The sequence below is a fragment of the Caballeronia sp. dw_276 genome (genome assembly GCF_018449635.1).
GTDB lineage: Bacteria > Pseudomonadota > Gammaproteobacteria > Burkholderiales > Burkholderiaceae > Caballeronia.
The window spans coordinates 445,936-466,288 of the sequence record NZ_JAAVUV010000003.1 but is presented as its reverse complement, the minus strand read 5'-3'; the positions used below and the strand labels follow the sequence as shown (position 1 = coordinate 466,288).

Annotated in this window: 16 protein-coding genes; 8 read left to right on the top strand and 8 right to left on the bottom strand. The window is 61.2% G+C overall.

The genetic code is table 11. The annotated features are described in order from the left end of the window. Positions 1-15: 15 nt before the first annotated feature. Positions 16-1,041 (bottom strand): class 1 fructose-bisphosphatase, encoded by a 1,026-nt coding sequence (locus HB633_RS07960; protein WP_213777553.1) that lies wholly within the window; start codon positions 1,039-1,041, stop codon positions 16-18. 152 nt (positions 1,042-1,193) lie between these two features. After that, positions 1,194-3,905: an aminopeptidase N gene (gene pepN, locus HB633_RS07955; RefSeq protein ID WP_213777552.1), complete on the bottom strand. Its 2,712-nt coding sequence runs from the start codon at positions 3,903-3,905 to the stop codon at positions 1,194-1,196. Positions 3,906-4,172: 267 nt separating this feature from the next. Between pepN and HB633_RS07950 the strand changes: the two genes are divergently transcribed. The 8 genes from HB633_RS07950 (at position 4,173) to HB633_RS07915 (ending at position 12,363) form a co-directional block, all read left to right on the top strand. Further along, positions 4,173-4,907 (top strand): DUF4136 domain-containing protein, encoded by a 735-nt coding sequence (locus tag HB633_RS07950; RefSeq protein WP_213777551.1) that lies wholly within the window; start codon positions 4,173-4,175, stop codon positions 4,905-4,907. Positions 4,908-5,108: 201 nt separating this feature from the next. Then, complete coding sequence (locus tag HB633_RS07945) at positions 5,109-5,816, top strand: CDP-alcohol phosphatidyltransferase family protein (RefSeq protein WP_213777550.1); 708 nt, start codon at positions 5,109-5,111, stop codon at positions 5,814-5,816. Beyond that, positions 5,813-6,631, top strand: coding sequence for a 2OG-Fe(II) oxygenase (locus HB633_RS07940; protein WP_218626691.1), 819 nt, complete (start codon positions 5,813-5,815; stop codon positions 6,629-6,631). Before HB633_RS07945 ends, HB633_RS07940 begins: the two co-directional genes overlap by 4 nt. Continuing rightward, on the top strand, positions 6,628-7,635 hold the full coding sequence (locus HB633_RS07935) for a flippase-like domain-containing protein (protein WP_213777549.1): 1,008 nt from the start codon (positions 6,628-6,630) through the stop codon (positions 7,633-7,635). Before HB633_RS07940 ends, HB633_RS07935 begins: the two co-directional genes overlap by 4 nt. Before the next feature lie 21 nt (positions 7,636-7,656). Beyond that, positions 7,657-8,424, top strand: a complete 768-nt coding sequence (locus HB633_RS07930; protein ID WP_213777548.1) for a phosphocholine cytidylyltransferase family protein — start codon at positions 7,657-7,659, stop codon at positions 8,422-8,424. After that, positions 8,421-10,127 (top strand): phosphoenolpyruvate mutase, encoded by a 1,707-nt coding sequence (aepX, locus tag HB633_RS07925; protein WP_213777547.1) that lies wholly within the window; start codon positions 8,421-8,423, stop codon positions 10,125-10,127. Before HB633_RS07930 ends, aepX begins: the two co-directional genes overlap by 4 nt. Further along, positions 10,124-11,299, top strand: coding sequence for a phosphonopyruvate decarboxylase (aepY, locus tag HB633_RS07920; RefSeq protein WP_213777546.1), 1,176 nt, complete (start codon positions 10,124-10,126; stop codon positions 11,297-11,299). The genes aepX and aepY overlap by 4 nt, the downstream gene beginning before the upstream one ends. Positions 11,300-11,304: 5 nt before the next feature. After that, positions 11,305-12,363, top strand: coding sequence for a 2-aminoethylphosphonate aminotransferase (locus tag HB633_RS07915; protein WP_213777545.1), 1,059 nt, complete (start codon positions 11,305-11,307; stop codon positions 12,361-12,363). Between the two features lie 77 nt (positions 12,364-12,440). Here HB633_RS07915 and HB633_RS07910 read toward each other — a convergent pair whose 3' ends face one another. From HB633_RS07910 to xdhB, 6 genes are all read right to left on the bottom strand, one after another. Further along, positions 12,441-12,881: a hypothetical protein gene (locus tag HB633_RS07910; protein ID WP_346730282.1), complete on the bottom strand. Its 441-nt coding sequence runs from the start codon at positions 12,879-12,881 to the stop codon at positions 12,441-12,443. A 144-nt stretch (positions 12,882-13,025) separates the two neighbouring features. Beyond that, complete coding sequence (gene guaD / locus HB633_RS07905) at positions 13,026-14,369, bottom strand: guanine deaminase (RefSeq protein ID WP_213777543.1); 1,344 nt, start codon at positions 14,367-14,369, stop codon at positions 13,026-13,028. Positions 14,370-14,393: 24 nt separating this feature from the next. Further along, positions 14,394-15,755: an NCS2 family permease gene (locus tag HB633_RS07900; protein ID WP_213777542.1), complete on the bottom strand. Its 1,362-nt coding sequence runs from the start codon at positions 15,753-15,755 to the stop codon at positions 14,394-14,396. 14 nt (positions 15,756-15,769) lie between these two features. After that, positions 15,770-16,798 (bottom strand): adenosine deaminase, encoded by a 1,029-nt coding sequence (locus HB633_RS07895; RefSeq protein WP_213777541.1) that lies wholly within the window; start codon positions 16,796-16,798, stop codon positions 15,770-15,772. 26 nt (positions 16,799-16,824) lie between these two features. Then, the gene (gene xdhC, locus HB633_RS07890) at positions 16,825-17,850 is read right to left on the bottom strand and encodes a xanthine dehydrogenase accessory protein XdhC (RefSeq protein WP_213777540.1); all 1,026 of its coding nucleotides are present in this window, start codon (positions 17,848-17,850) and stop codon (positions 16,825-16,827) included. An 11-nt stretch (positions 17,851-17,861) separates the two neighbouring features. Further along, positions 17,862-20,312, bottom strand: coding sequence for a xanthine dehydrogenase molybdopterin binding subunit (gene xdhB / locus HB633_RS07885; RefSeq protein WP_213777539.1), 2,451 nt, complete (start codon positions 20,310-20,312; stop codon positions 17,862-17,864). Positions 20,313-20,353 lie beyond the last annotated feature (41 nt).

The window sequence follows — 20,353 nt, the reverse complement described above, 5'->3', positions numbered from 1 at the left end:
TGGCAAGCCCCCGGGTCAATTCTTTTCCGCGTGATATTGCGTGACGCGCTCGACCTCGCTCTTCGAACCAAGGAAGACCGGCACGCGCTGATGCAGGCTGGTAGGAACGATGTCGAGAATGCGCTGCTCGCCGTCGGTCGCGGCGCCCCCCGCCTGCTCGACAATGAACGCCATCGGATTCGCTTCGTACATCAGGCGCAATTTGCCCGGACGATCGGGCGTGCGTTTGTCGGCGGGATACATGAACACGCCGCCACGATTCAGGATGCGGTGTACGTCGGCGACCATCGACGCAATCCAGCGCATGTTGAAGTCTTCCTTGCGCGGACCGTCCTTGCCTTCGTTCAGCTCGTTCACATAACGCTGAACCGGCGCATACCAGTGACGGCTGTTCGATGCGTTGATCGCATACTCGCGCGTCTCAGTGGGGATCTGCATGTTGCTCTGCGTGAGCACCCACGAACCCAGTTCGCGATCGAGCGTAAAGCAGTTCACGCCATAACCCGTCGTCAGCACGAACACGGTTTGCGGACCGTAGACCGCATAGCCAGCCGCGACTTGCGCCGAACCTGGCTGCATGAACGCCTGCTCGCTCGGTTCCATGCCGTCCGGGCATCGGAGCACGGAGAAGATCGTCCCAATCGATACGTTCACGTCGATGTTCGACGAGCCATCGAGCGGATCGAACGTCAACAGATAGTTGCCCTTCGGGTAACGATTCGGGATAGGAAAGATTTTTTCCATTTCCTCCGATGCCATCGCGGCGAGGTTGCCGCCCCATTCGTTGGCTTCGAGCAGGATTTCGTTCGAAAGAATGTCGAGCTTCTTCTGCACTTCGCCCTGTACGTTCTCGCTGCCGGCCGAGCCGAGCGCTTCGCCCAATGCGCCCTTGCTGACCTGATAGCTGATCTGCTTGCAGGCACGCGCCACGACTTCGATCAACAAACGCAGGTCGGCGGGAAGGTTTTGATGTTCGCGCTGCTGCTCAATCAATAACTTGGTCAGCGTGGTGCGACGGGAAATCGATGAAGGGGTCGACATTGCGTTGGGCTCCGGGAGCGTTAAGACGAATGCCCCAGATTCTACCCGCTCGGGTTGTGTGTCTTGATGTCACAGAAAACATGGCACCTATACGACACAAAAAAACCGGCGCCGAAGCGCCGGTTTCGGTGAAAGAGTGAGCCCAACGCAAATTATTGACCGAGCGCTTTCTCTACGATTTCCCGCACATCCCGCGATTTGACCTTCGATGCAACCTGTTCCAGCGCCGCATGCGCCTTTTCGCGCAAGGCCGGCGTGTACCGGCGCCATTGTTCCAGCGTACGTGCCAGGCGCGCCGCGACTTGCGGGTTCATCGCGTCGAGCGCAATCACCTGTTCCGCCCAGAACGCGTAGCCGGAACCATCGGCGGCGTGAAATTGCGCCGGATTGGCGCCGCAGAAGCTGAAAATCAGCGAACGGGCGCGGTTCGGGTTTTTCAGCGTGAACGCGGGATGTTGCATCAGCTTGCGCACAATACCGAGCACATTGCGTTTTGGGCCGCCACGCTGCGTAGCTTGCAGCGAGAACCATTTGTCGATGACAAGCGGTTCGTTCTCGAAACGTTTGTAGAAGTCGCCGAGCGCGGCGTCGGCGGCGGAGGTGTCGGCGGAGCCCGATGCACCGGCCGTCAGCAACGCCGACAAAGCCGCCGAGCGGTCCGTCATGTTGTTGGCGGCGTCGTATTGCGCGCTCGCGAGTGCAATGGCGCGCGCCGGGTCGTCGAGCTGGCTCAGGTAGGCGAGGGCGAGGTTCTTCAGGCCGCGCTTGCCGGCGTGGTCTGGCGTCGCGCGATATTCGCCGGGCGTCCGGTTGGCTTCGTAGACGGCGAGCCACCGGTCGCGCAGGCCCGTGGCGAGGCGTTTGCTCACGAACACGCGGGCGGCATGGACGGCGGCCGGGTCGGAAACGGCCATTTGCTCGGCAAGATATCCCTCCGACGGCAACATCAGCGCGAGTTCGCGGAACGCGGGCGTGAGGGTTGAGTCATCGAGGACCTGGGCGAAGGCCGATACCACCTGGTCGTCGAGCGTGAGTTCCTCTCCCTTCGATGCACGGTCCGCCAGTGTCAGCAATTCACGCGTGGCGAGGCGCTGGCCGGCTTCCCATCGATTGAACGGGTCGCTGTCGTTCGCCAGCAAGAACGCCAGTTGTTCATTCGTATAGTCGTACTCGACGACCACCGGCGCTGAAAAATTGCGCAGTAGCGACGGCAACGGTTCTTCGGTGACGTCCGTGAAAGTGAAGGTCTGTTCGGGTTCCGTGAATTCGAGCACGCGCGTCGTGCCTTGGGCTTCTTTCTCGCGTTCCAGTTTCAGCGGAAGATCAGCGCCGCTCTTGGCAATCAGACCGACAGAGAACGGAATCAGCAACGGGCCTTTTTGCGTCGCGCGCGCGGCTTCGGACGCTTCGCCGTAACCTTGTTTGAGGGTAAGCGAATAACGCTTCGCGGCTGCGTCGTACTGGGTGCGCACCGTTACGCGCGGCGTGCCCGCCTGGCTGTACCAGCGCTCGAATTGTGCAAGATCGCGGCTGTTGGCGTCGGCCATGGCGTGACGGAAATCGTCGCACGTCACGGCCTGGCCGTCGTGCCGCTGGAAGTAGAGGTCCATGCCGCGCCGGAAACCGTCGCGTCCAAGCAGCGTCTGGTACATGCGCACGACTTCCGAGCCTTTCTCGTAGACGGTCATCGTGTAGAAATTGTTGATCTCGACGTAGCTCTCCGGGCGGACCGGATGCGCCATCGGACCTGCGTCTTCCGCAAACTGCATCTGGCGCAGAACACGTACGTCGTCGATCCGCTTGGTCGCGCGCGCAGCGTCGGCGGCGGCGCCCGGTTCGAGGCCGGCGGCCATATCGGCGGAAAATTCCTGGTCGCGGAACACGGTCAGACCTTCTTTCAGGCTCAGCTGGAACCAGTCGCGGCAGGTCACGCGGTTGCCGGTCCAGTTGTGAAAATACTCGTGTCCGACTACCGCTTCGATGTTCCCGAAATCGACATCGGTCGCCGTTTCCGGATTGGCCAGCACATACTTCGTGTTGAAGATGTTCAAGCCCTTGTTTTCCATTGCACCCATGTTGAAGTCGCTCACGGCGACGATCATGAAGCGGTCCAGATCAAGCTCGAGCCCGAAGCGCCGTTCGTCCCATTCAATGGAATGAACCAGCGAATCCATGGCGTGCTGCGTTTTGTCCAGATCGTGCGGCTCGACCCAGACCTGCAGCAGTTTTTCCTTGCCCGAGCCCGTCTTCATGCGTTGTTCGAGCTTGACCAGCTTGCCCGCGACCAGCGCAAACAGGTAACTCGGCTTCTTGAACGGATCTTCCCAGCGGGCGAAATGCCGGCCGTCGTCCAGATCGCCTTCTTCAATCAGATTGCCGTTCGATAACAACACCGGATACGCCGCCTTGTCGGCGCGCAGCGTGACCGTGTAAGTGGCCATTACGTCGGGCCGGTCGAGGAAGTAGGTAATCCGGCGAAACCCTTCGGCTTCACATTGCGTAAAGAAGTTGCCGCTTGATACATACAAGCCGGACAAGGTGGTGTTGGCCGCCGGATTGCACGTACTTTCGATGGTCAATTCGAATGCGTCCGGAATATTGTTCACCGACAAACCGTTTTCAGTGACATGGACGTCCGCGTGCGGGCGCCCGTCGAGCGTGGCGCCGAGGAACTCCATGTGTTCGCCAATCAATTCCAGGCTGGCCGCCGGCGAGGCGTCCGGATTGCGGCGCAGACGCATGGTGTTGCGAACGACGGTTCGCTCAGGCACGAGATCGAACTCGAGCGCGACGGTATCGATCAGGAATGCGGGCGGCGTGTAGTCGGCGCGGCGGATTACGGCGGGGGCGGTCGAGTTGGACATGTCGGTTCGAATTGAGTTGGGAGCTTTGCCTCGGCTTCAGGTCAATCGAGGCGGCCTTGTGTCGGATCATTGTACAAAGGCTCGGGCAAACGTGGGCTCGAATCCGGAGGGGTCGGCCGATTGGTCTATTCCCCGAACTTCGATAGGGCATTACAGTCTTTCAACAGGCAGGACGAGGCAATATTGACGTGGTGCTTGTGATTCTCGGCGCCGCCGGGCTCGCGGAAATTCAACGCAAGAAAATTAACGGAAACAAAGAGGTCGGCCATGACGTTCGGACGCTTGTGCGGGGAATTGAAAAGTGCGGCGCGCGTTGCGCTGATCGCGGGTTTCGCGCTGCTCGGAGGGTGCACGACGTACGTCCAGACGCAGGTTTCGGCATTTTCGGACTGGTCGGGAAGTGACACCACGCGGACTTACGCGTTCGCACGTTCGGCGGAGCAGCAAAACAGCATCGAACAGAAAACGTATGAAACGCTTGTTTCCAATGAACTCAGCACACATTCGTTTCGTCGGGTGCCGGACGCAAGCGCGGAGTATCGGGTGGAACTGTCGTATTCAATTCGCGGCGACTTCGTGACTGTACGGCAACCGGTCTATTACGATCCGTGGCCCATGTACGGCGGCTGGTACGGCCGCCCGTATGGCTGGGGCGGTTACGGGGCGTGGGGCGGCTGGGATATGGGCCCGGCAGGATACGTGGATCAAAGCTACCCGGTGTTTGTCCATGCGCTCCAGATCCGCCTGACGGACAGGGCGAGCGGGCGCGAGGTGTACAAGGTGAGCGCGAGTAACTCGGGCGGCGAATCGTCGCTGGTGCGAGCAATGCCTTACCTGATCCGCAGCGCGCTGACAGACTTCCCGCTCGGTAATGGAACGGTGCGCACAGTGAAGATTCCGCTCGACAAAAACGGCGGGGCAAGCAATGAAACCGCGGTTGCGGCGGGAGACGCCGGTAGACCGGCGAGCGCGCCGGCGGCTGTGCCCGTACCGCTTCAATAGTCGGCGAAAGAAAAAAATACCGACATGGCCACGGGCTGCCCGCCCGTGCCACCGTTTAGCTGGACCGCCTGAAACATCCAAACAAGCGCCAAAAGCCAGCGTTGCATTGTGACCAAATCCGGACAGAATGCGGCTCTTGCGTGCATCGGATCCGGTGGCCCCATATATGCAATTAAGTTCGAAACGAGATATATTTCGAGCATGAACAATCCCCGCAACGCTACACTCCGAGCCCTTCCTGAGCCTCCAACCTGGGATGCACGGCTCGCCCGGCGCCTGGTAACGCCGCTCGTTGGTACCCCGATCACCCCGAACCACCTGACGACCCTGCGCCTGCTCATTGGTGTGGTGGGCGCATACTATCTGTCGGTGGGCAGTTTCTGGGCGTGCAGCCTGGGCGCCTTTCTGATTGCAGTGTCGAATTTCGTTGATCATACAGACGGCGAACTGGCGCGCATCAGCGGTCAATCGAGCAAAATCGGTCATTTTTACGATCTCGCATGTGATTCCGTGGTGACTGTATTGCTGTTTGTGGGACTCGGCTTTTACGTAGGTGTGCATCATCCGTCGATGATCGTCCCGGCTGAGTGGCTGGGCGGTGCCGCGGGCGTTGCAGTTGCGCTGATCTTTTTCCTGCGCATGCGTATTGAATCTTTGGCCGGTAAGACCGGGACAAAGCAGGCGTCAATGGCGGGCTTCGAAACGGAAGACGTCTTGTATCTGCTGCCCGTGGTGACCTTGCTCAACGGCATGACGCCGTTTCTTATTGCTGCGTCCATCGGTGCGCCGTTGTTTGCCGTATGGGTCGTAGTGGACTATCAGCGCGTGGTACGCCGCGTCGCACGCAATACGGCCTCCAATGCGGGCGACAAGGACGCCGACGGTCAAGACTTGCAGGCTGTTCAATGAATTCAACTGTCAATCCGGCATCCACGCACACTTTCGGCGGCAACGCTGTCGGGCGCAGGGGCGTGCAGGCCGTGGACGAAACCCTCGCTGCGCATCTCGAGCGGTCCTCCTCGGATCGCCAGCCGGCGAAGCTGCACAAAACCTTCGATGACCATGGCGCGTTCCTCTATCTCGAAGACTTCCTGCCGCGCGAGTTCACGGAAAAGCTGGTCGAGGCGGTGCGTGCCGTTACGCCCGCGATCAACCGGAACTACATTCCGGGGCACAAGGCGGGCGGCAGCGTAAGCCGCCACGCAATCGACGAACTGGCGCCGTTCATTGCCGAGTTGTACCGTTCGCCGGCCCTGATCAACTGGCTGGAAAAGATCAGCGGCGACACGCTTCAGGAGTCTCCCGCCGACGATCCGCACGCCTATGCGCTGTACTTTTATACGAAGGCAGGGGATCACATCGGCTGGCATTACGATACGTCGTACTACGAAGGCCGCCGTTACACGCTGCTGCTCGGCGTGATGGACGATTCGTCGTGCCGCCTCGACTACGAGTTGCACACGCGCACGCCGGAGATCGCCGATCAACCTGGTTCCGTGCAGATTCCGCCGGGCGGCCTTGTATTCTTCGATGGCGACAAGCTTCGCCATCGCATCACCCCTGCGCGCGCGAACGAATTCCGCGTATCGCTGACTTTCGAGTACGTCACGAATCCGAACATGCGGCCGTGGCAGCGCTTCATTTCGAACATGAAGGATTCGATCGCGTACTTTGGTTTCGGCCAGGTGTTCCGCCGCAAAGGCGGGAAGAACAGCGCAGCATGAGCCGCGCTGGAACTGTCCTTCTGTCGCTCGGCGTGGTGTTGTTCATCGCGCTGCTCGGCTGGCAGGGTTTCGGTTCCGTCGCGACGGCGCTGGCGGCCGCGGGCTGGGGACTCCTCGCGGTCGCGATGTTTCATGTCCTGCCAATGGTGATCGACGCACTGGCGATCGAAACTCTCTTCGCGCGCAATCAACGCGATGTCACATTCCGCGACGCATTGCTCGCGCGCTGGACCGGCGAGTCGGTGAACAGTCTGATGCCAGCCGGCCAGATTGGCGGTCCCATGCTGATGGTGCGTTATCTCTCTCAGCGTGGCATGCGTTCCCGCGACGCCGCCGCCGTGATCACCGTCAGCACGACCATGCAGTCCGTCGGCCAAATGATTTTCGCGATGATCGGCCTTGCGTTGCTGAGCAGCTATGCATCGGGTGTTGGCATGCTGCTGCCGGTGCTGATCGTGATCGTGGTGTGTTCGCTGATGGTCGTCGGCTTTTTCTTCGCCCAACGCGCCGGATTGTTCGGACGGGCAACGCGCTTTGCCTCCCAGTTCGCTGCGCGCTTTTCGAAGAAGCGCGACTGGTCGTCGCTGGTGTCGCGTGCTGAAGCCGTCGATGGCGCCGTGCTCGAGCTCTACAAGAAACCCGGACCGGTTGCCGCCAGTTTTGCGCTGAGCCTGCTTGGCTGGATCGTGGGCACGGGCGAAGTCTGGCTTGCGTTGCATCTGCTCGGCTCGCCGGTTGGCTGGGGAGAAGCGCTGATGCTGGAAAGTCTCGGCCAGGCCATTCGTGGCGCGGCGTTCGCGGTGCCCGGTTCGCTCGGTGTGCAGGAGGGCGGATATCTGCTGCTCGCGCGCCTGATCGGTTTGCCGCCCGAAGCCGCTCTGGCGCTTTCGCTCGCCAAGCGCGCGCGCGAGTTGTTGCTGGGTTTGCCGGGCATCGTTTATCTGCATTTCGCTGAAAAGGGCTGGCAGCGCCGTCGTCTCGCGCGCGTGCCGGATATCGAATAAAGCCTTACCCATAGGATCAACATGCGCGCAATCATCCTTGCCGCCGGCATGGGATTACGTCTCGTGCAGCCAGAAGGGCAGCAAAAGCCGAAGTGCCTGCTGCGTTTTGGCGAATCGTCGCTGCTCGAACGGCACTTGCAACTGCTGAAAACCGCGGGCGTCGATGAGATCGTTTTCGTGCTCGGTTTCAAGCACGAAGTCGTGGAAGAGGAATTGGCCACGATCGCCTGGAAGCCGCATACAGAAGTGGTGGTGAACAACGAGTTTTCGCTCGGCAGCGTGCTGTCCGTGCATACGGCCGCTGAAGCGTTGACGCGGGGCGGCGACGTGCTGTTGATGGACGCCGACGTGCTGTACGACGAGCGCATTCTCGAACCGCTGGTTGCGGGTGCCGGGCCGGTGAACCGTTTGTTGATCGACCGTGATTTCGAAGCCGGCGACGAACCCGTGAAACTCTGCGTGGCGAACGGCGTACCGGTGGAGTTGCGCAAGCAGGTGCTGGCGGATCTGCAATATGACGTGATAGGCGAATCGGTGGGATTTTTCCGTTTCGATGAAACCGCGGCACGCCGTCTGGCCGAGATCGTCGCGGGTTATGTCGCGACGGGCCGCGCGAACTTGCCGCATGAAGAAGCCGTACGTGATTTGCTGCTGGAACGCAGCCAGGTATTCGACGTCGCCGATGTGACCGGCGCGCCGTGGATCGAAATCGATTTTCAAAACGACGTTAAACGCGCGGCCGACGAAGTCTTGCCGCAACTGCGTCAGCTTGCTGGAGCCCTACGATGAACGCACCGTATCAATTACCCGCGGCTTATGCCCGTTCCCTTCGTCTGCGCGAGATGCTTCAAAGCAACGAGCTGGAATTCCTGATGGAAGCGCACAATGGCTTGTCGGCGCGCATCGTCAAGGAAGCCGGATTCAAGGCGATCTGGGGCTCGGGCCTGACGATCTCCGCGCAGTTCGGCGTGCGGGACAACAACGAAGCGAGCTGGACCCAGGTGGTCGACACGCTCGAATTTATGGCCGATGCCAGCGACCTTCCTATTCTGCTCGATGGCGACACGGGTTACGGCAACTTCAACAACGTTCGCCGGCTGGTGAAAAAGCTGGAACAGCGCGGTATCGCGGGCGTGTGTATTGAAGACAAGCAGTTTCCGAAGACGAACAGCTTCCTGAACGGCGAGCGTCAGCCGCTCGCCGAGATGGACGAGTTCTGCGGCAAGATCAAGGCCGGCAAGGATTCGCAAAGCGATCCGAACTTCTCGATCGTCGCGCGTGTTGAAGCGCTGATTGCCGGCTGGGGCATGGAAGAGGCGCTCAAGCGCGCCGAGGCGTATCGGCAGGCCGGTGCGGACGCCATCCTGATTCACAGCAAGCTGTCCAAGCCCGATGAAATCCTCACGTTCGCGCGCGAATGGGCCGGTCGCGGTCCGCTCGTGATCGTGCCGACCAAGTACTACAGCACGCCCACCGACGTATTCCGCCAAGCGGGCATCAGCACTGTGATCTGGGCGAATCATTTGCTGCGCGGCGCGGCTTCGACCATGCAGGCTATCGCCAAGGAAATTCACAGCAGCCAGACGCTCGTGAATGTGGAAGACCGCGTGGCGAGCGTGAACGAGATTTTCCGTCTGCAGGACGCCGAAGAATATTCAACGGCTGAGAGCGTGTACCTGTCGTCGGCGAGTGCATCGCGTAACGCGGTCGTTTTGGCGGCAAGCCGGGGAGCAGGCCTCGAAGCCGTCACCGCCGATAAACCCAAGGTCATGCTGCCAATCGCGGGCAAGCCGTTGCTGCGCCGGTTGGTTGAAGCGTTCAAGAAGGAAGGCATTAACGACATCACGGTGGTCGGCGGTTATCGCGCGGACGCTATCGATACGTCGGGCATTCGCCTGGTTGTGAACGAAAAGCATGAGCAAACGGGCGAACTGGCGTCGCTCGCTTGTGCCGCGAAATCGTTCACCGCGGACACTGTGATTTCCTACGGCGACCTCTTGTTCCGCAGCTACATTCTTCGGGATCTGGTCGAGTCGGACAGCGACTTCTGCGTGGTCGTGGATTCGTCGCAAACGCCGCAAGCGGGTGTTGCATCGACAGACTTTGCTTACTGCTCCACCGCCGATGACCGTGCGCTCTTCGGCCAGAAAGTATGGCTCGAAAGCGTCACGAGTTCGGCTGGTCCGGCGAACGTGGAATCGAAGACGCCGCAAGGCCGCTGGATGGGCTTGCTGAACGTGCGCGGCGCGGGCCGCGAGCGTCTGGTCGCCAAGCTCGAACAGTTGCAGCATCGCGATGACTTCGCCAAGCTCGACATGGCCGCGTTGCTCAACGCGCTGATCGCGGCGGGCGAGCGCATCGAAGTGCAATACGTGCATGGCCACTGGCGCGGCGTGAACGATCTCGACGAACTGCGTCAAGCCGGTGATTTCGCGCACGGACAAGCGCCGTACGGATCGAACGGATCGGCGGGCGCGGAGGCAGGCGCGTGATCGAAGCTGCACAATTTGTCGAAGCCGCGCGCGAGCGGGGTTTCGACTGGTACGCGGGCGTGCCGTGCTCGTACCTGACGCCGTTCATCAACTATGTGCTTCAGGACGAGTCGCTGAACTATGTATCGGCGGCGAATGAGGGCGACGCGGTCGCGTTGATCGCGGGCGTGGCGCTGGGTGCATCGGGCGCGTTCAAGAAACGGCGCGGTGTATCGATGATGCAGAACTCCGGGCTCGGCAACGCGGTGAGTCCGCTGACGTCGCTGACTTGGACGTTCAGGTTGCCGCAATTATTGATCGTCACGTGGCGCGGCCAGCCCGGTGTCGCCGATGAACCCCAGCACGCGCTGATGGGTCCGGTCACGCCGGCCATGCTCGATACCATGGAAATCCCGTGGGAATTGTTCCCCACCGAAGCCGATGCAATCGGCCCCGCGCTCGATCGCGCGACCGCGCACATGGACAGCACCGGCCGGCCTTACGCGCTCGTGATGCAGAAGGGCAGCGTCGCGCCTTATAAGCTCACGAAGAAAGGCCTGAGCGGCGTACGCCGGCGTGCGTTGAACGAGCGCGCTGAAGTCACGGCGCAATTCAGGAACGGCGAACTTTCGTCGCGTCACGACGCGCTTGAACGCGTGATCGCGCATACGCCGGAAGATTCCACGGTCGTGCTGGCATCGACGGGATTTTGCGGGCGCGAACTCTACGCCATCGATGACCGCGAAAACCAGTTGTATCTCGTTGGATCGATGGGATGCGTGACGCCCATGGCGCTTGGCCTGGCTTTATCGCGGCCGGACCTGAACGTGATCGCGCTCGATGGCGACGGCGCCGCGCTTATGCGCATGGGCGTGTTCGCCACGCTCGGCGCGTACGGCCCGTCGAACCTCACGCACGTGTTGCTCGACAACGGCGCGCACGAGTCCACGGGCGGTCAGGCGACGGTGTCGCAGGGTGTGGAATTCGCGCGCATTGCGTCAGCGTGCGGGTACGCGCTGGCGCTCGACGGCGACGATCTTTCGGTCATCGACCAATTGTTCGAAGCGAAGGATATCGATGGCGTTCGTTTTGCCCGGCTGTCGATCAACACCGGCACGCCCAGCGATCTGCCACGGCCGTCGATCACGCCGGAAGACGTGCGCGCGCGCCTGCAACAACATATTGGACGCTAGACATCATGCTGCTGCTCAATCCTGGTCCCGTCACGCTGACCGAACGCGTGCGCAACAGCCTTTTGCAAACCGATTTGTGTCATCGCGAGCCGGAATTTTTCGACCTGCAGGACGAAGCGCGCGAGCGTTTGCTTGCGGCTTATTCGCTCGATCCGAACGTCTGGACGGCTGTCTTGATGACGGGTTCGGGCACGGCTGCGGTCGAAAGCATGATCGCGGGAATGGTGCCGCAAGGCGGCCGTTTGCTGATCGTCGAAAACGGCGTGTATGGCGAACGGATCGCGCAGATCGCGACGCAATACGGCATCGATCATGAGGTCGTGAAGTACGCGTGGATGGAAGCGCCGGACACGGATGCGATCATCGCCAAGCTGGACGGTTTTACGAACGTTGCGATCATCCATCACGAGACCACGACGGGCCGTCTGAACCAGATCGACGCGTTGAGCGCGGCGTGCAAGGCGCGCGGCATCGGCTTGTTGCTCGATGGCGTGAGCAGTTTCGGCGCGGAGCATATCGACTTCGATGGCGGCGGTATCACCGCGGTCGCCGCGACCGCGAACAAATGCCTGCACGGCGTGCCCGGCGCGGCCTTTGTGATCGCGAAGCGCGATGCGCTGAAACATGCGGCGAGCCGCACGTATTACCTCGGCATCACGCGTCTCGCCAGGTTGCAGGACGAGCGCAACACGCCGTTCACACCGTCCGTGCACGCGTATTACGCGCTGGTTGAAGCGCTGCGCGAGTTCGAGGACGAGGGCGGTCTGCAGGCACGTCACGCGCGTTATGCGGCGCTAGCGGAGCAAGCACGTTCGGCGCTGGCTGCATTGGGTATCGAAGGCGCGTTGCCGGATGGCGAATCATCGGTCGTGTTGCGCGCGTACCGGTTGCCGGCGGGAATCACGTATCCGGTTTTGCACGACGCGTTGAAGTCAGAGGGTTTCGTGATCTACGCGGGGCAGGGCGGTTTGTCGAACGAACTATTCCGCATCTCTACGATGGGCGCTCTGGACGCTGCGGATATCGACCGGTTGATTGCATCGATTGCGAAGATCGTGCGCTGACTTTCAAAGAAATCTTTAAAACGAAGAAGGCCGCGACAACGTCATGTTGTCGCGGCCTTCTTCGTTTTTGGAACTCGTCAATCGCGGTTGCAGAAAATCGCCGTGATGAACGGTGCAACGTGATGGATGATGGCGTCGCTGCCGGCGGCGCGGACTTTCTGTTTCACCGATTCTTCCCCGCCGATCACCACCGCGCCGTACGCCGATTCGGCAATCGGCGCGCCCGTGCCGGTTTTGAAGATTGCGTCGTCTTTCTGGAAACCGACCACGGCGAACACGCCGAAGTCGAAGGCGGTCAGATGGCTGCCGCGCGTGGGCTTGAACGCGTTGATGGAGTTGTCCTCCACGCGCATGGGCGTGGCTTCGATCACATGATCCTGCTGCAGCGGCGCAATGAACGCGTGCGCATCCGCCTTGCAATCAAGCGAGGAATCCAGCGCGTACGCCGAAGCGTGCGCGGAAGTAGCGGCAATCAGGACGGCCAAGCCGAGTCGGACGGCTCGATTGAGTGCTTTCACGAGTGGCTTCATGAACGGTAAGTGAGCGCTCTAGCGTTGCCAAAGGCTAAACTTTACCGGGAAGCGGGAAAACGCGCTCAATCTGTAATATTGTCCGATTCGACTTTCATTTCCGTAATAACAAAAGTCGTCCCACGCGTCGCGTCACGCGGCGGCCAACTCCGCTGTCGCGTGCCGCCGTACACCTCGCTGATGCACGCATTGACCCGCCGAATACGTTTCGAACACGGCGCGGTCATCGCCGAGCATGGCGAACGCGAACAACAGTTCTTCCAGCGATTCCGCCCGTGTCGTGCGGCGTGCGAGAAGCGGCGTGCCTGCCGGATCGAGCACGACGAAATCCGCCTCGCTGCCGGGTTGCAGCGTCCCGACCTTGTCGGCCATGTCGAGCACTTGCGCCGCGCCTGTCGTCGCCAGCCAGAACATGCGCGCCGCGGTCAGATGGTGCCCCGTCAGGCGCGCGATCTTGTGCGCTTCGCCCATGGTTTGCAGCATCGAAAACGATGTGCCGCCGCCTACGTCGGTTGCGAGCGCCACCGGCATTTTCGCCTCGCCGGCCTTTTCGATATCGAACAGACCGCTGCCAAGAAACAGATTCGATGTCGGGCAGTGCGATGCCACCGCACCTGTTTCGGCCATGCGCTGACGATCGGTATCGTCGAGGAAGATGCAATGGCCGTAGACCGCACGCTGACGCAGCAAGTCGTAGTGATCGTAGATGTCCAGATAGCTGCGATGCCCCGGGAACAGGCTCTCGACCCACTTGATCTCGTCGGTGTTTTCCGCAACGTGGCTCTGGATATACACGTCCTGGTGCTTGCGCGCGAGCACGGCGCAGGCTTCGAGTTGCGCTTCCGTGGAGGTCGGCGCGAAACGCGGCGTCAGCGCGTATTCCTGCCGGCCGCGGCCATGCCATTTCGCGATGAGTTCGGCGCTGTCGTCGTAACCCGATTGCGCCGTGTCACGCAGATATTCCGGGCAATTGCGATCCATTAGCACCTTGCCCGCGATCATGCGCAGGTTGCGCGATTCGCTTTCGCTGAAGAAGGCATCGGCGGATTGCTTGTGGACCGTGCAATACACGAGCGCGCTGGTCGTACCGGAAGCCAGCAGTTCATCGATAAAAAATCCCGCCGTTTCACGCGCATACGCCGGGTCTTCGAACTTGCGCTCGGTCGGGAACGTGTACGTGTTCAGCCATGGCAACAAACCGGGCGCGGGTGAGGCGATCATGTCGGTCTGCGGATAGTGGATGTGCGAATCGATAAACCCCGGCACGATCAGCTTGTCGCGCAGATCCTTCACGACTGCGTCCGGCGCAATCCGGTCGCGCAACGCTGCATACGCGCCCGCCGCCACCACGCGGCCATTCTCCACCAGCAACAAGCCGTCGGTTTCATACACGGCGTTGCTGTCGGAGAAAGCGGGATCGTCGCGGAACGTGAGAAGTTGCGCGCGGTAGGCGGTCTGGCGGGCGGGCGTAGGCATTTGAAACGTCTCCAATAAAGCGTGTTATAGCTGTGTCAAAAGCAGCAACGAAAGCGCGGCGACAATCCACATCGCCGGCTTGATTTCTTTTCTGCGGCCCGTGAAGAACTTGATCACGACAAACGCGAGGAAACCGTACGCGATGCCATCGGTGATCGAGTAGGTCAGCGGGATCAGGATCATCGCGAGGAAGGCGGGGATGGCTTCGTCGAAACGGCCCCATTCGATCTTCGTGATCGACTCCATCATGAACACGCCGACAAGCACGAGCGCGGGCGCCGTCGCGATGGCCGGCACGAGCGAAAGCAGCGGCGAGAGAAACAGGAACGGCAGAAAGCACAAACCTGCAATAACCGCGACAAGACCCGTGCGTCCGCCCGCCGAAATTCCCGCTGCCGATTCAATGTAGGCGTTTGCCGGGCTTGTGCCGAGCGGCGCGGAAATGAGTGCGGAGAACGAATCGACCATCATCGATTCGCGGATGTTGCGAGGGTTGCCGTCTTTGTCGTAGAGCTTGCCGGCTTCCGAGATCGCCATGAAGGTCGAAAGCGCGTCGAAGAACGACGTGAACAACATCACGAAGATGAACGGCCAGTAGATCACCTTCAACGAGCCGAAGATATCGAGCTGGCCGAGCGCCGAAAAGTCCGGCGCAGAGAACAGGCCGTTCCAGTTCACAAGCGTTTTCGTGGCGATTGCGGCGGGCCAGTAAGCGGTGCCGTCGCCCCAGAACCGGCCGATCGGAATCGCGATGACGGTCGTGAAAACGATGCCGAGCATCAACGCGCCGGTCACCTTGCGCGCGACCAGGATGGTGGTCACGGCGAGCCCGATCAGGAACGTGATGACCACCGGATTGAGCGACGCCGAATGTACGATCGTCACCGGATCGCCGACCACGAACTTCGCGTTGACCAGCCCGATCAAGCTGATAAACAGTCCGATACCGCACGATACGGCGTGCCGCAAGTTCGCCGGAATTGCATCGACGACGAGCTTGCGCGCGTTGAACAACGCAAGCACTGCGAAGATCACGCCGGCCCAGAACACGCAGCCAAGCGCCGTCTGCCACGGCATCTTGCCGCCGTGGACCATGACGAACGCGAAGAGCGCGTTCATGCCCATGCCGGGTGCAACCAGCACAGGGTTGCGCGCGTACAAACCCATCGCGCAACTGCCGAGGAAACTGACGATCACGGTCGCCGTCAGCGCCGCAGGGAAGGGCACGCCCGCCTGCGACAAGATCCCGGGATTGACGACGATGATGTACATCGCCGTGAGGAAGGTCGTGATGCCCGCGACGATTTCCGTCTTCGTGCGCGATCCCGCCGCGCGGATGCCGAAGAAACGCTCGAGCGTAGTGCTGTCCTGAGTAATCGATGCCATGACGTTCCCGCGCGTCAGGCCGCTGCGTGCCAATAGGCATCGAGCTTGGCGACCATCGCGTTGCGTTCTTCGTCCGTCACGAACGACGCTTCCAGGCTGTTTTTCAGCAGCGTGTAGACCTCGGCATCGGTGAGATTCAGGGCTTCCTGGATCGCGAAATAGTTGGCGTTCACGTAGCCGCCGAAATACGCCGGATCGTCCGAATTGATCATCACGGCCACGCCCCGATCGAGCAGCGCCTTGAGCGTGTGCTTGGTCATGTCGTCGAAGACGCGCAGCTTCAGGTTCGACAACGGGCAGACGGTCAACGCAATGCGGGTATCGGCGAGACGCGCGACCAGCGCCGGGTCTTCCATGCTGCGCACGCCGTGATCGACGCGATCGACCTTCAGCAGATCGAGTGCTTCGTACACATACGCGGGCGGCCCTTCCTCGCCCGCGTGGGCCACGAGCTTGAGGCCCTTGTCGCGTGCCTTGGCGAACACGCGTTCGAACTTCGATGGCGGATGACCGCGCTCGGACGAATCCAGCCCGACGCCGATCAGCCGATGCTTGTATTGATCGAACAAGGGCAGGGCTTCATCGAAGGTCTTGAGCGCGTCTTCTTCCGGCAAATGGCGCAGGAAGCAGAGAATCAGCTTGCTCGTCAGGCCGCGTTTCTCGCCTTCAGCCAACGCGCTTTCGATACCCGCAACCGCCGTCGCGATGGACACGCCGCGCTCGGTGTGCGTTTGTGGATCGAAGAAAATTTCGGTGTGCGTGACATGGTCCGCGAGCGCACGTTCCACGTACGCCAGGGTCATGTCGTGGAAATCGCGTTCGTGCAGCAGCACGCTCGCGCCGGCGTAGTAGATATCGAGGAACGATTGCAGGTCGGTGAACGCGTAGGCCGCGCGCAACGCTTCGATGGAATCGTACGCAAGCGTCACGCCGTTGCGCTTCGCGAGTTCGAAGATCAGTTCGGGTTCGAGCGAACCTTCAATATGAATATGGAGTTCGGCTTTGGGCGCGCGGGCGATCTTGTCGACGAGAGTGGGATTCATGTTGTTGTGCTTAAAAAAGGTCTGGATCACGCGGTTTGCGGATGCTGCGCGGAATTGTAGCCGTGCGCGGCGTGTTCCTCGACCTTCTGCAACAACTGGGCTGCAACTGAGACGGCGATCATTTCCGGGGCTTTGTCGGCAATGCCGGGCACGCCGATGGGGCAGGTCATGCGCCCAATCCGCATGGGTTCGATCCCGCGCGCCGCCAGCTTTCTCTCGAACTGAACCTTCTTGGTGTGCGAGCCGATCATGCCGAAAAACGCAAAATCGCCGCGATGCAGGATGCGTTCGGCGAGCGCGAGATCGAGCGCGTGGTTGTGCGTCATCACGAGGAAATAGCTGTTGGGCTGAGCTTCGTCCACGGCGGATTCCGGTGTGCCGCTTGCGTCCATGGTGACGTTGTCGGGAAGATGCTCGACCGGCGGGAAGGTTTCGTCGCGTTCATCGACCCAGACGACGCGGCACGGCAAATTTGCCAGCACCTTGACGATCGCAGCGCCCACATGTCCCGCGCCGAACAGAACCACTTGAAATTCGCGCAACGCGATGGTTTCGGTGAGCAGGGCGCCGCTTTCATCGAATCCGGCGCCGTCCCAAAGCAGGCAATCCTGCGTGTCCACGCCGGGTTCGGGATCGGACAGCATCACCGCTTCCGGCAAGGGTCCGAAGCCAACGCTGCGCACGGTCGAATGGCCCTGCGCCACGCGTTTGTTCAGCGACGTCACCCATCCCAGATCGCCGATATCCAGCCGCTCGAAAGCCAGCACGACTGCGCCGCCACAGCATTGGCCGAGGCTTGGGCCGAGCGCAAAGCGCTCCAGCCGCCGCATGCGCGGGCTGCGCGCGCCGTCTTTCAGCACTTGCCGCGCGGTTTCAATCGCCTTCCATTCCAGATGACCGCCGCCGATGGTATGACGCGTATCGTCGCGCGTGACGAGCATCTTCGTGCCGGCTTCGCGCGGCGCCGAACCCTGCACGCGCGCGACCGTCACGAGCACGACGGCATCGCCGTGTGCGAGAAGGTGTTGCAGATCGTGCAGCCAGGCTTGCATTGTGTGCGCTCCTAGTTGACCGTCGCGGGCTGCGCGATGTCCGCGGCGGCCTCGACTATTTGCTTCGATGCCTGCGCGTCCAAAGCGTTCAATATCGATTCGGGCGTGGCGGGGGCGCGCAAGACGGGGGCATCGACGGAATCCGGTGCGACCGACGCAATGGCCGCACGAATCGCAAGCAGCACGGAGAAGCCGAGCAGCAGCGGTGGTTCGCCCACGGCTTTCGAGCGAAATACGGTCGGCTCGACGTTCTGATTCTCGAAGAGCTTCACGTTCATTGCCGCGGGAATGTCGCTTACTGATGGAATCTTGTAAGTCGATGGCGCGTGCGTCATCAGCCGGCCATCGCGGTTCCACCAGAGTTCTTCCGTTGTCAGCCAGCCCATGCCTTGCACGAAACCGCCTTCCACCTGGCCGATATCGAGCGATGGGTTGATCGACTGGCCTGCGTCGTGGAGGATGTCCGCGCGCAGCAAACGCCATTCGCCGGTCAGCGTATCGACGACGACTTCCGAGATCGCGGCGCCGTACGCGAAGTAATAGAACGGCTGGCCGGTCAGCGTCTTCGAATCCCAGTTGACCTTGGGCGTGGCGTAGAAACCGTCGGACCACAACTGAACCCGCGCAAGATAGGCGGCCGCGACGAGTTGATCGAAGGGCATCTGGCCGCCGTTCGATTCCACCACGCCGTTATGAAAACGCACGTCCTCGGGACGTCCGCCGAGTTGCTTCGCGGCAAGTTCCGCGAGCCGCGCGCGAACGGTGAGCGCGGCGGCTTCGGCCGCCTTACCGTTCAGGTCGCTTCCCGTCGATGCCGCCGTCGCCGATGTATTGACGATCTTCGACGTATCCGTAGCCGTCACGCGAACCCGCGATAACGCCACGCCCAACGCATTCGCCACGACCTGCGCGACCTTTGTGTTCAAGCCCTGTCCCATCTCCGTGCCGCCGTGATTCACGAGCGCGGAGCCGTCCTTGTAGACATGCACGAGCGCGCCGGCCTGATTCAGGAACGGCACGTTGAACGAGATGCCGAACTTGACCGGCGTGAACGCGATGCCGCGCTTGAGCACGGGGCTTGTCGCGTTGAACGCGGCGATTGCCCGACGCCGCTGCACATATGCACTCGATGTCACCAGTTCATCGGTCAAAGGCTGAAGCACGTTGTCTTCCACGGTCTGGCCGTAGGGCGTCACGTTGCGCTCGCCGATGCCGTAATAGTTCACGCGACGGACATCGACGGGATCGCGCTTCAACCGGTGCGCGATTTCATCCATCAACACTTCCATCACGAGCGCGCCTTGCGGACCGCCGAAACCGCGAAACGCCGTGTTCGATTGCGTGTTCGTGCGGCAGCAGAGCGCGGTGATATCGACGTCTTTCAGGAAGTACGCGTTATCGAAATGGCAGACGGCGCGTGTTGCTACCGCGCCCGACAGATCCGCCGAATAACCCGCGCGCAACGCAATTTCCACGCGCGCGCCTTGCAGGCGGCCGTCGTCATCGAAACCGGCTTCGTAGGTGTAGACGGCGTCGTGGCGCTTGCCGGTGATCATGAAGTCGTCGTCGCGATCGGCGCGCAGTTTGACCGGCTTGTGCAGCAAATGCGCCGCCAGCGATGCAATGCACGCAAAGATCCCCGACTGCGATTCCTTGCCGCCGAAACCGCCGCCCATCCGGCGGCATTCGCACTGGACGTTGTGTGTCGGCCAATCGAGCATGTGCGCAACCAGATGCTGCATTTCGCTTGGATGCTGGGTCGAGCTGTAGACGAGGATTGCGTCGTGTTCCTTCGGAACGGCGTACGCGATCTGCCCTTCGAGATAAAACTGTTCCTGGCCGCCGACTTCAAATTCACCTTGAAGCCGATGTTTCGCCGCGGCCATTTTTCCATCGGGATCGCCGCGCTTCAAATGCAGCGGTGGCAACACGAATTCCTTCTTCGCCTTCGCTTCGCGCGGCGTGAGGATGGCTTCGAGCGGTTCGTATCGAATCACTTCTTCGCTTTTGGCAAGGGCCGCCGCGCGGCGCGCCAGATCGTGCGTTTCCGCGATAACCGCAAACACCGGCTGCCCGAGGTAATGCACTTCGTCTTTCGCGAGAATGGGATCGTCATGCAGCACGGGGCCGCAATTGTTCTCGCCGGGGATGTCGTCGGCGGTGAAGACGGCGATCACGCCGGGCGCGGCCAGCACAAGGTCGAGGTTGATCGAGACAATACGCGCATGGGCATGGCGCGACAGGCCGAGCGCCGCATGCAATGTGCCGCGCACTTCGCCAATGTCGTCCACATATGTGGCCTCGCCGCTGACGTGCAGATGCGCCGATTCGTGCGGCAAGCCGACGCCAATCGCGGCGCGCTCCGGCTTTTTCGCCGATGGCGCGTCGAAGGTTTCACCGGTGCGCGCCGTGATTTCGCTGTCGGCGGCGCTGTCGAGGAGGGGATCGGTACGCTTGTTCATCGCGTGGTCCTTGGTGCTTTGGGTGCTGCGTTTATGCGGCT

Bases quoted from the DNA above. Each gene is read 5' to 3' on its own strand.
- HB633_RS07960 (WP_213777553.1), bottom strand. From the start codon at position 1,041: ATGTCGACCCCTTCATCGATTTCCCGTCGCACCACGCTGACCAAGTTA.
- pepN (WP_213777552.1), bottom strand. From the start codon at position 3,905: ATGTCCAACTCGACCGCCCCCGCCGTAATCCGCCGCGCCGACTACACG.
- HB633_RS07950 (WP_213777551.1), top strand. From the start codon at position 4,173: ATGACGTTCGGACGCTTGTGCGGGGAATTGAAAAGTGCGGCGCGCGTT.
- HB633_RS07945 (WP_213777550.1), top strand. From the start codon at position 5,109: ATGAACAATCCCCGCAACGCTACACTCCGAGCCCTTCCTGAGCCTCCA.
- HB633_RS07940 (WP_218626691.1), top strand. From the start codon at position 5,813: ATGAATTCAACTGTCAATCCGGCATCCACGCACACTTTCGGCGGCAAC.
- HB633_RS07935 (WP_213777549.1), top strand. From the start codon at position 6,628: ATGAGCCGCGCTGGAACTGTCCTTCTGTCGCTCGGCGTGGTGTTGTTC.
- HB633_RS07930 (WP_213777548.1), top strand. From the start codon at position 7,657: ATGCGCGCAATCATCCTTGCCGCCGGCATGGGATTACGTCTCGTGCAG.
- aepX (WP_213777547.1), top strand. From the start codon at position 8,421: ATGAACGCACCGTATCAATTACCCGCGGCTTATGCCCGTTCCCTTCGT.
- HB633_RS07915 (WP_213777545.1), top strand. From the start codon at position 11,305: ATGCTGCTGCTCAATCCTGGTCCCGTCACGCTGACCGAACGCGTGCGC.
- guaD (WP_213777543.1), bottom strand. From the start codon at position 14,369: ATGCCTACGCCCGCCCGCCAGACCGCCTACCGCGCGCAACTTCTCACG.
- HB633_RS07900 (WP_213777542.1), bottom strand. From the start codon at position 15,755: ATGGCATCGATTACTCAGGACAGCACTACGCTCGAGCGTTTCTTCGGC.
- HB633_RS07895 (WP_213777541.1), bottom strand. From the start codon at position 16,798: ATGAATCCCACTCTCGTCGACAAGATCGCCCGCGCGCCCAAAGCCGAA.
- xdhC (WP_213777540.1), bottom strand. From the start codon at position 17,850: ATGCAAGCCTGGCTGCACGATCTGCAACACCTTCTCGCACACGGCGAT.
- xdhB (WP_213777539.1), bottom strand. From the start codon at position 20,312: ATGAACAAGCGTACCGATCCCCTCCTCGACAGCGCCGCCGACAGCGAA.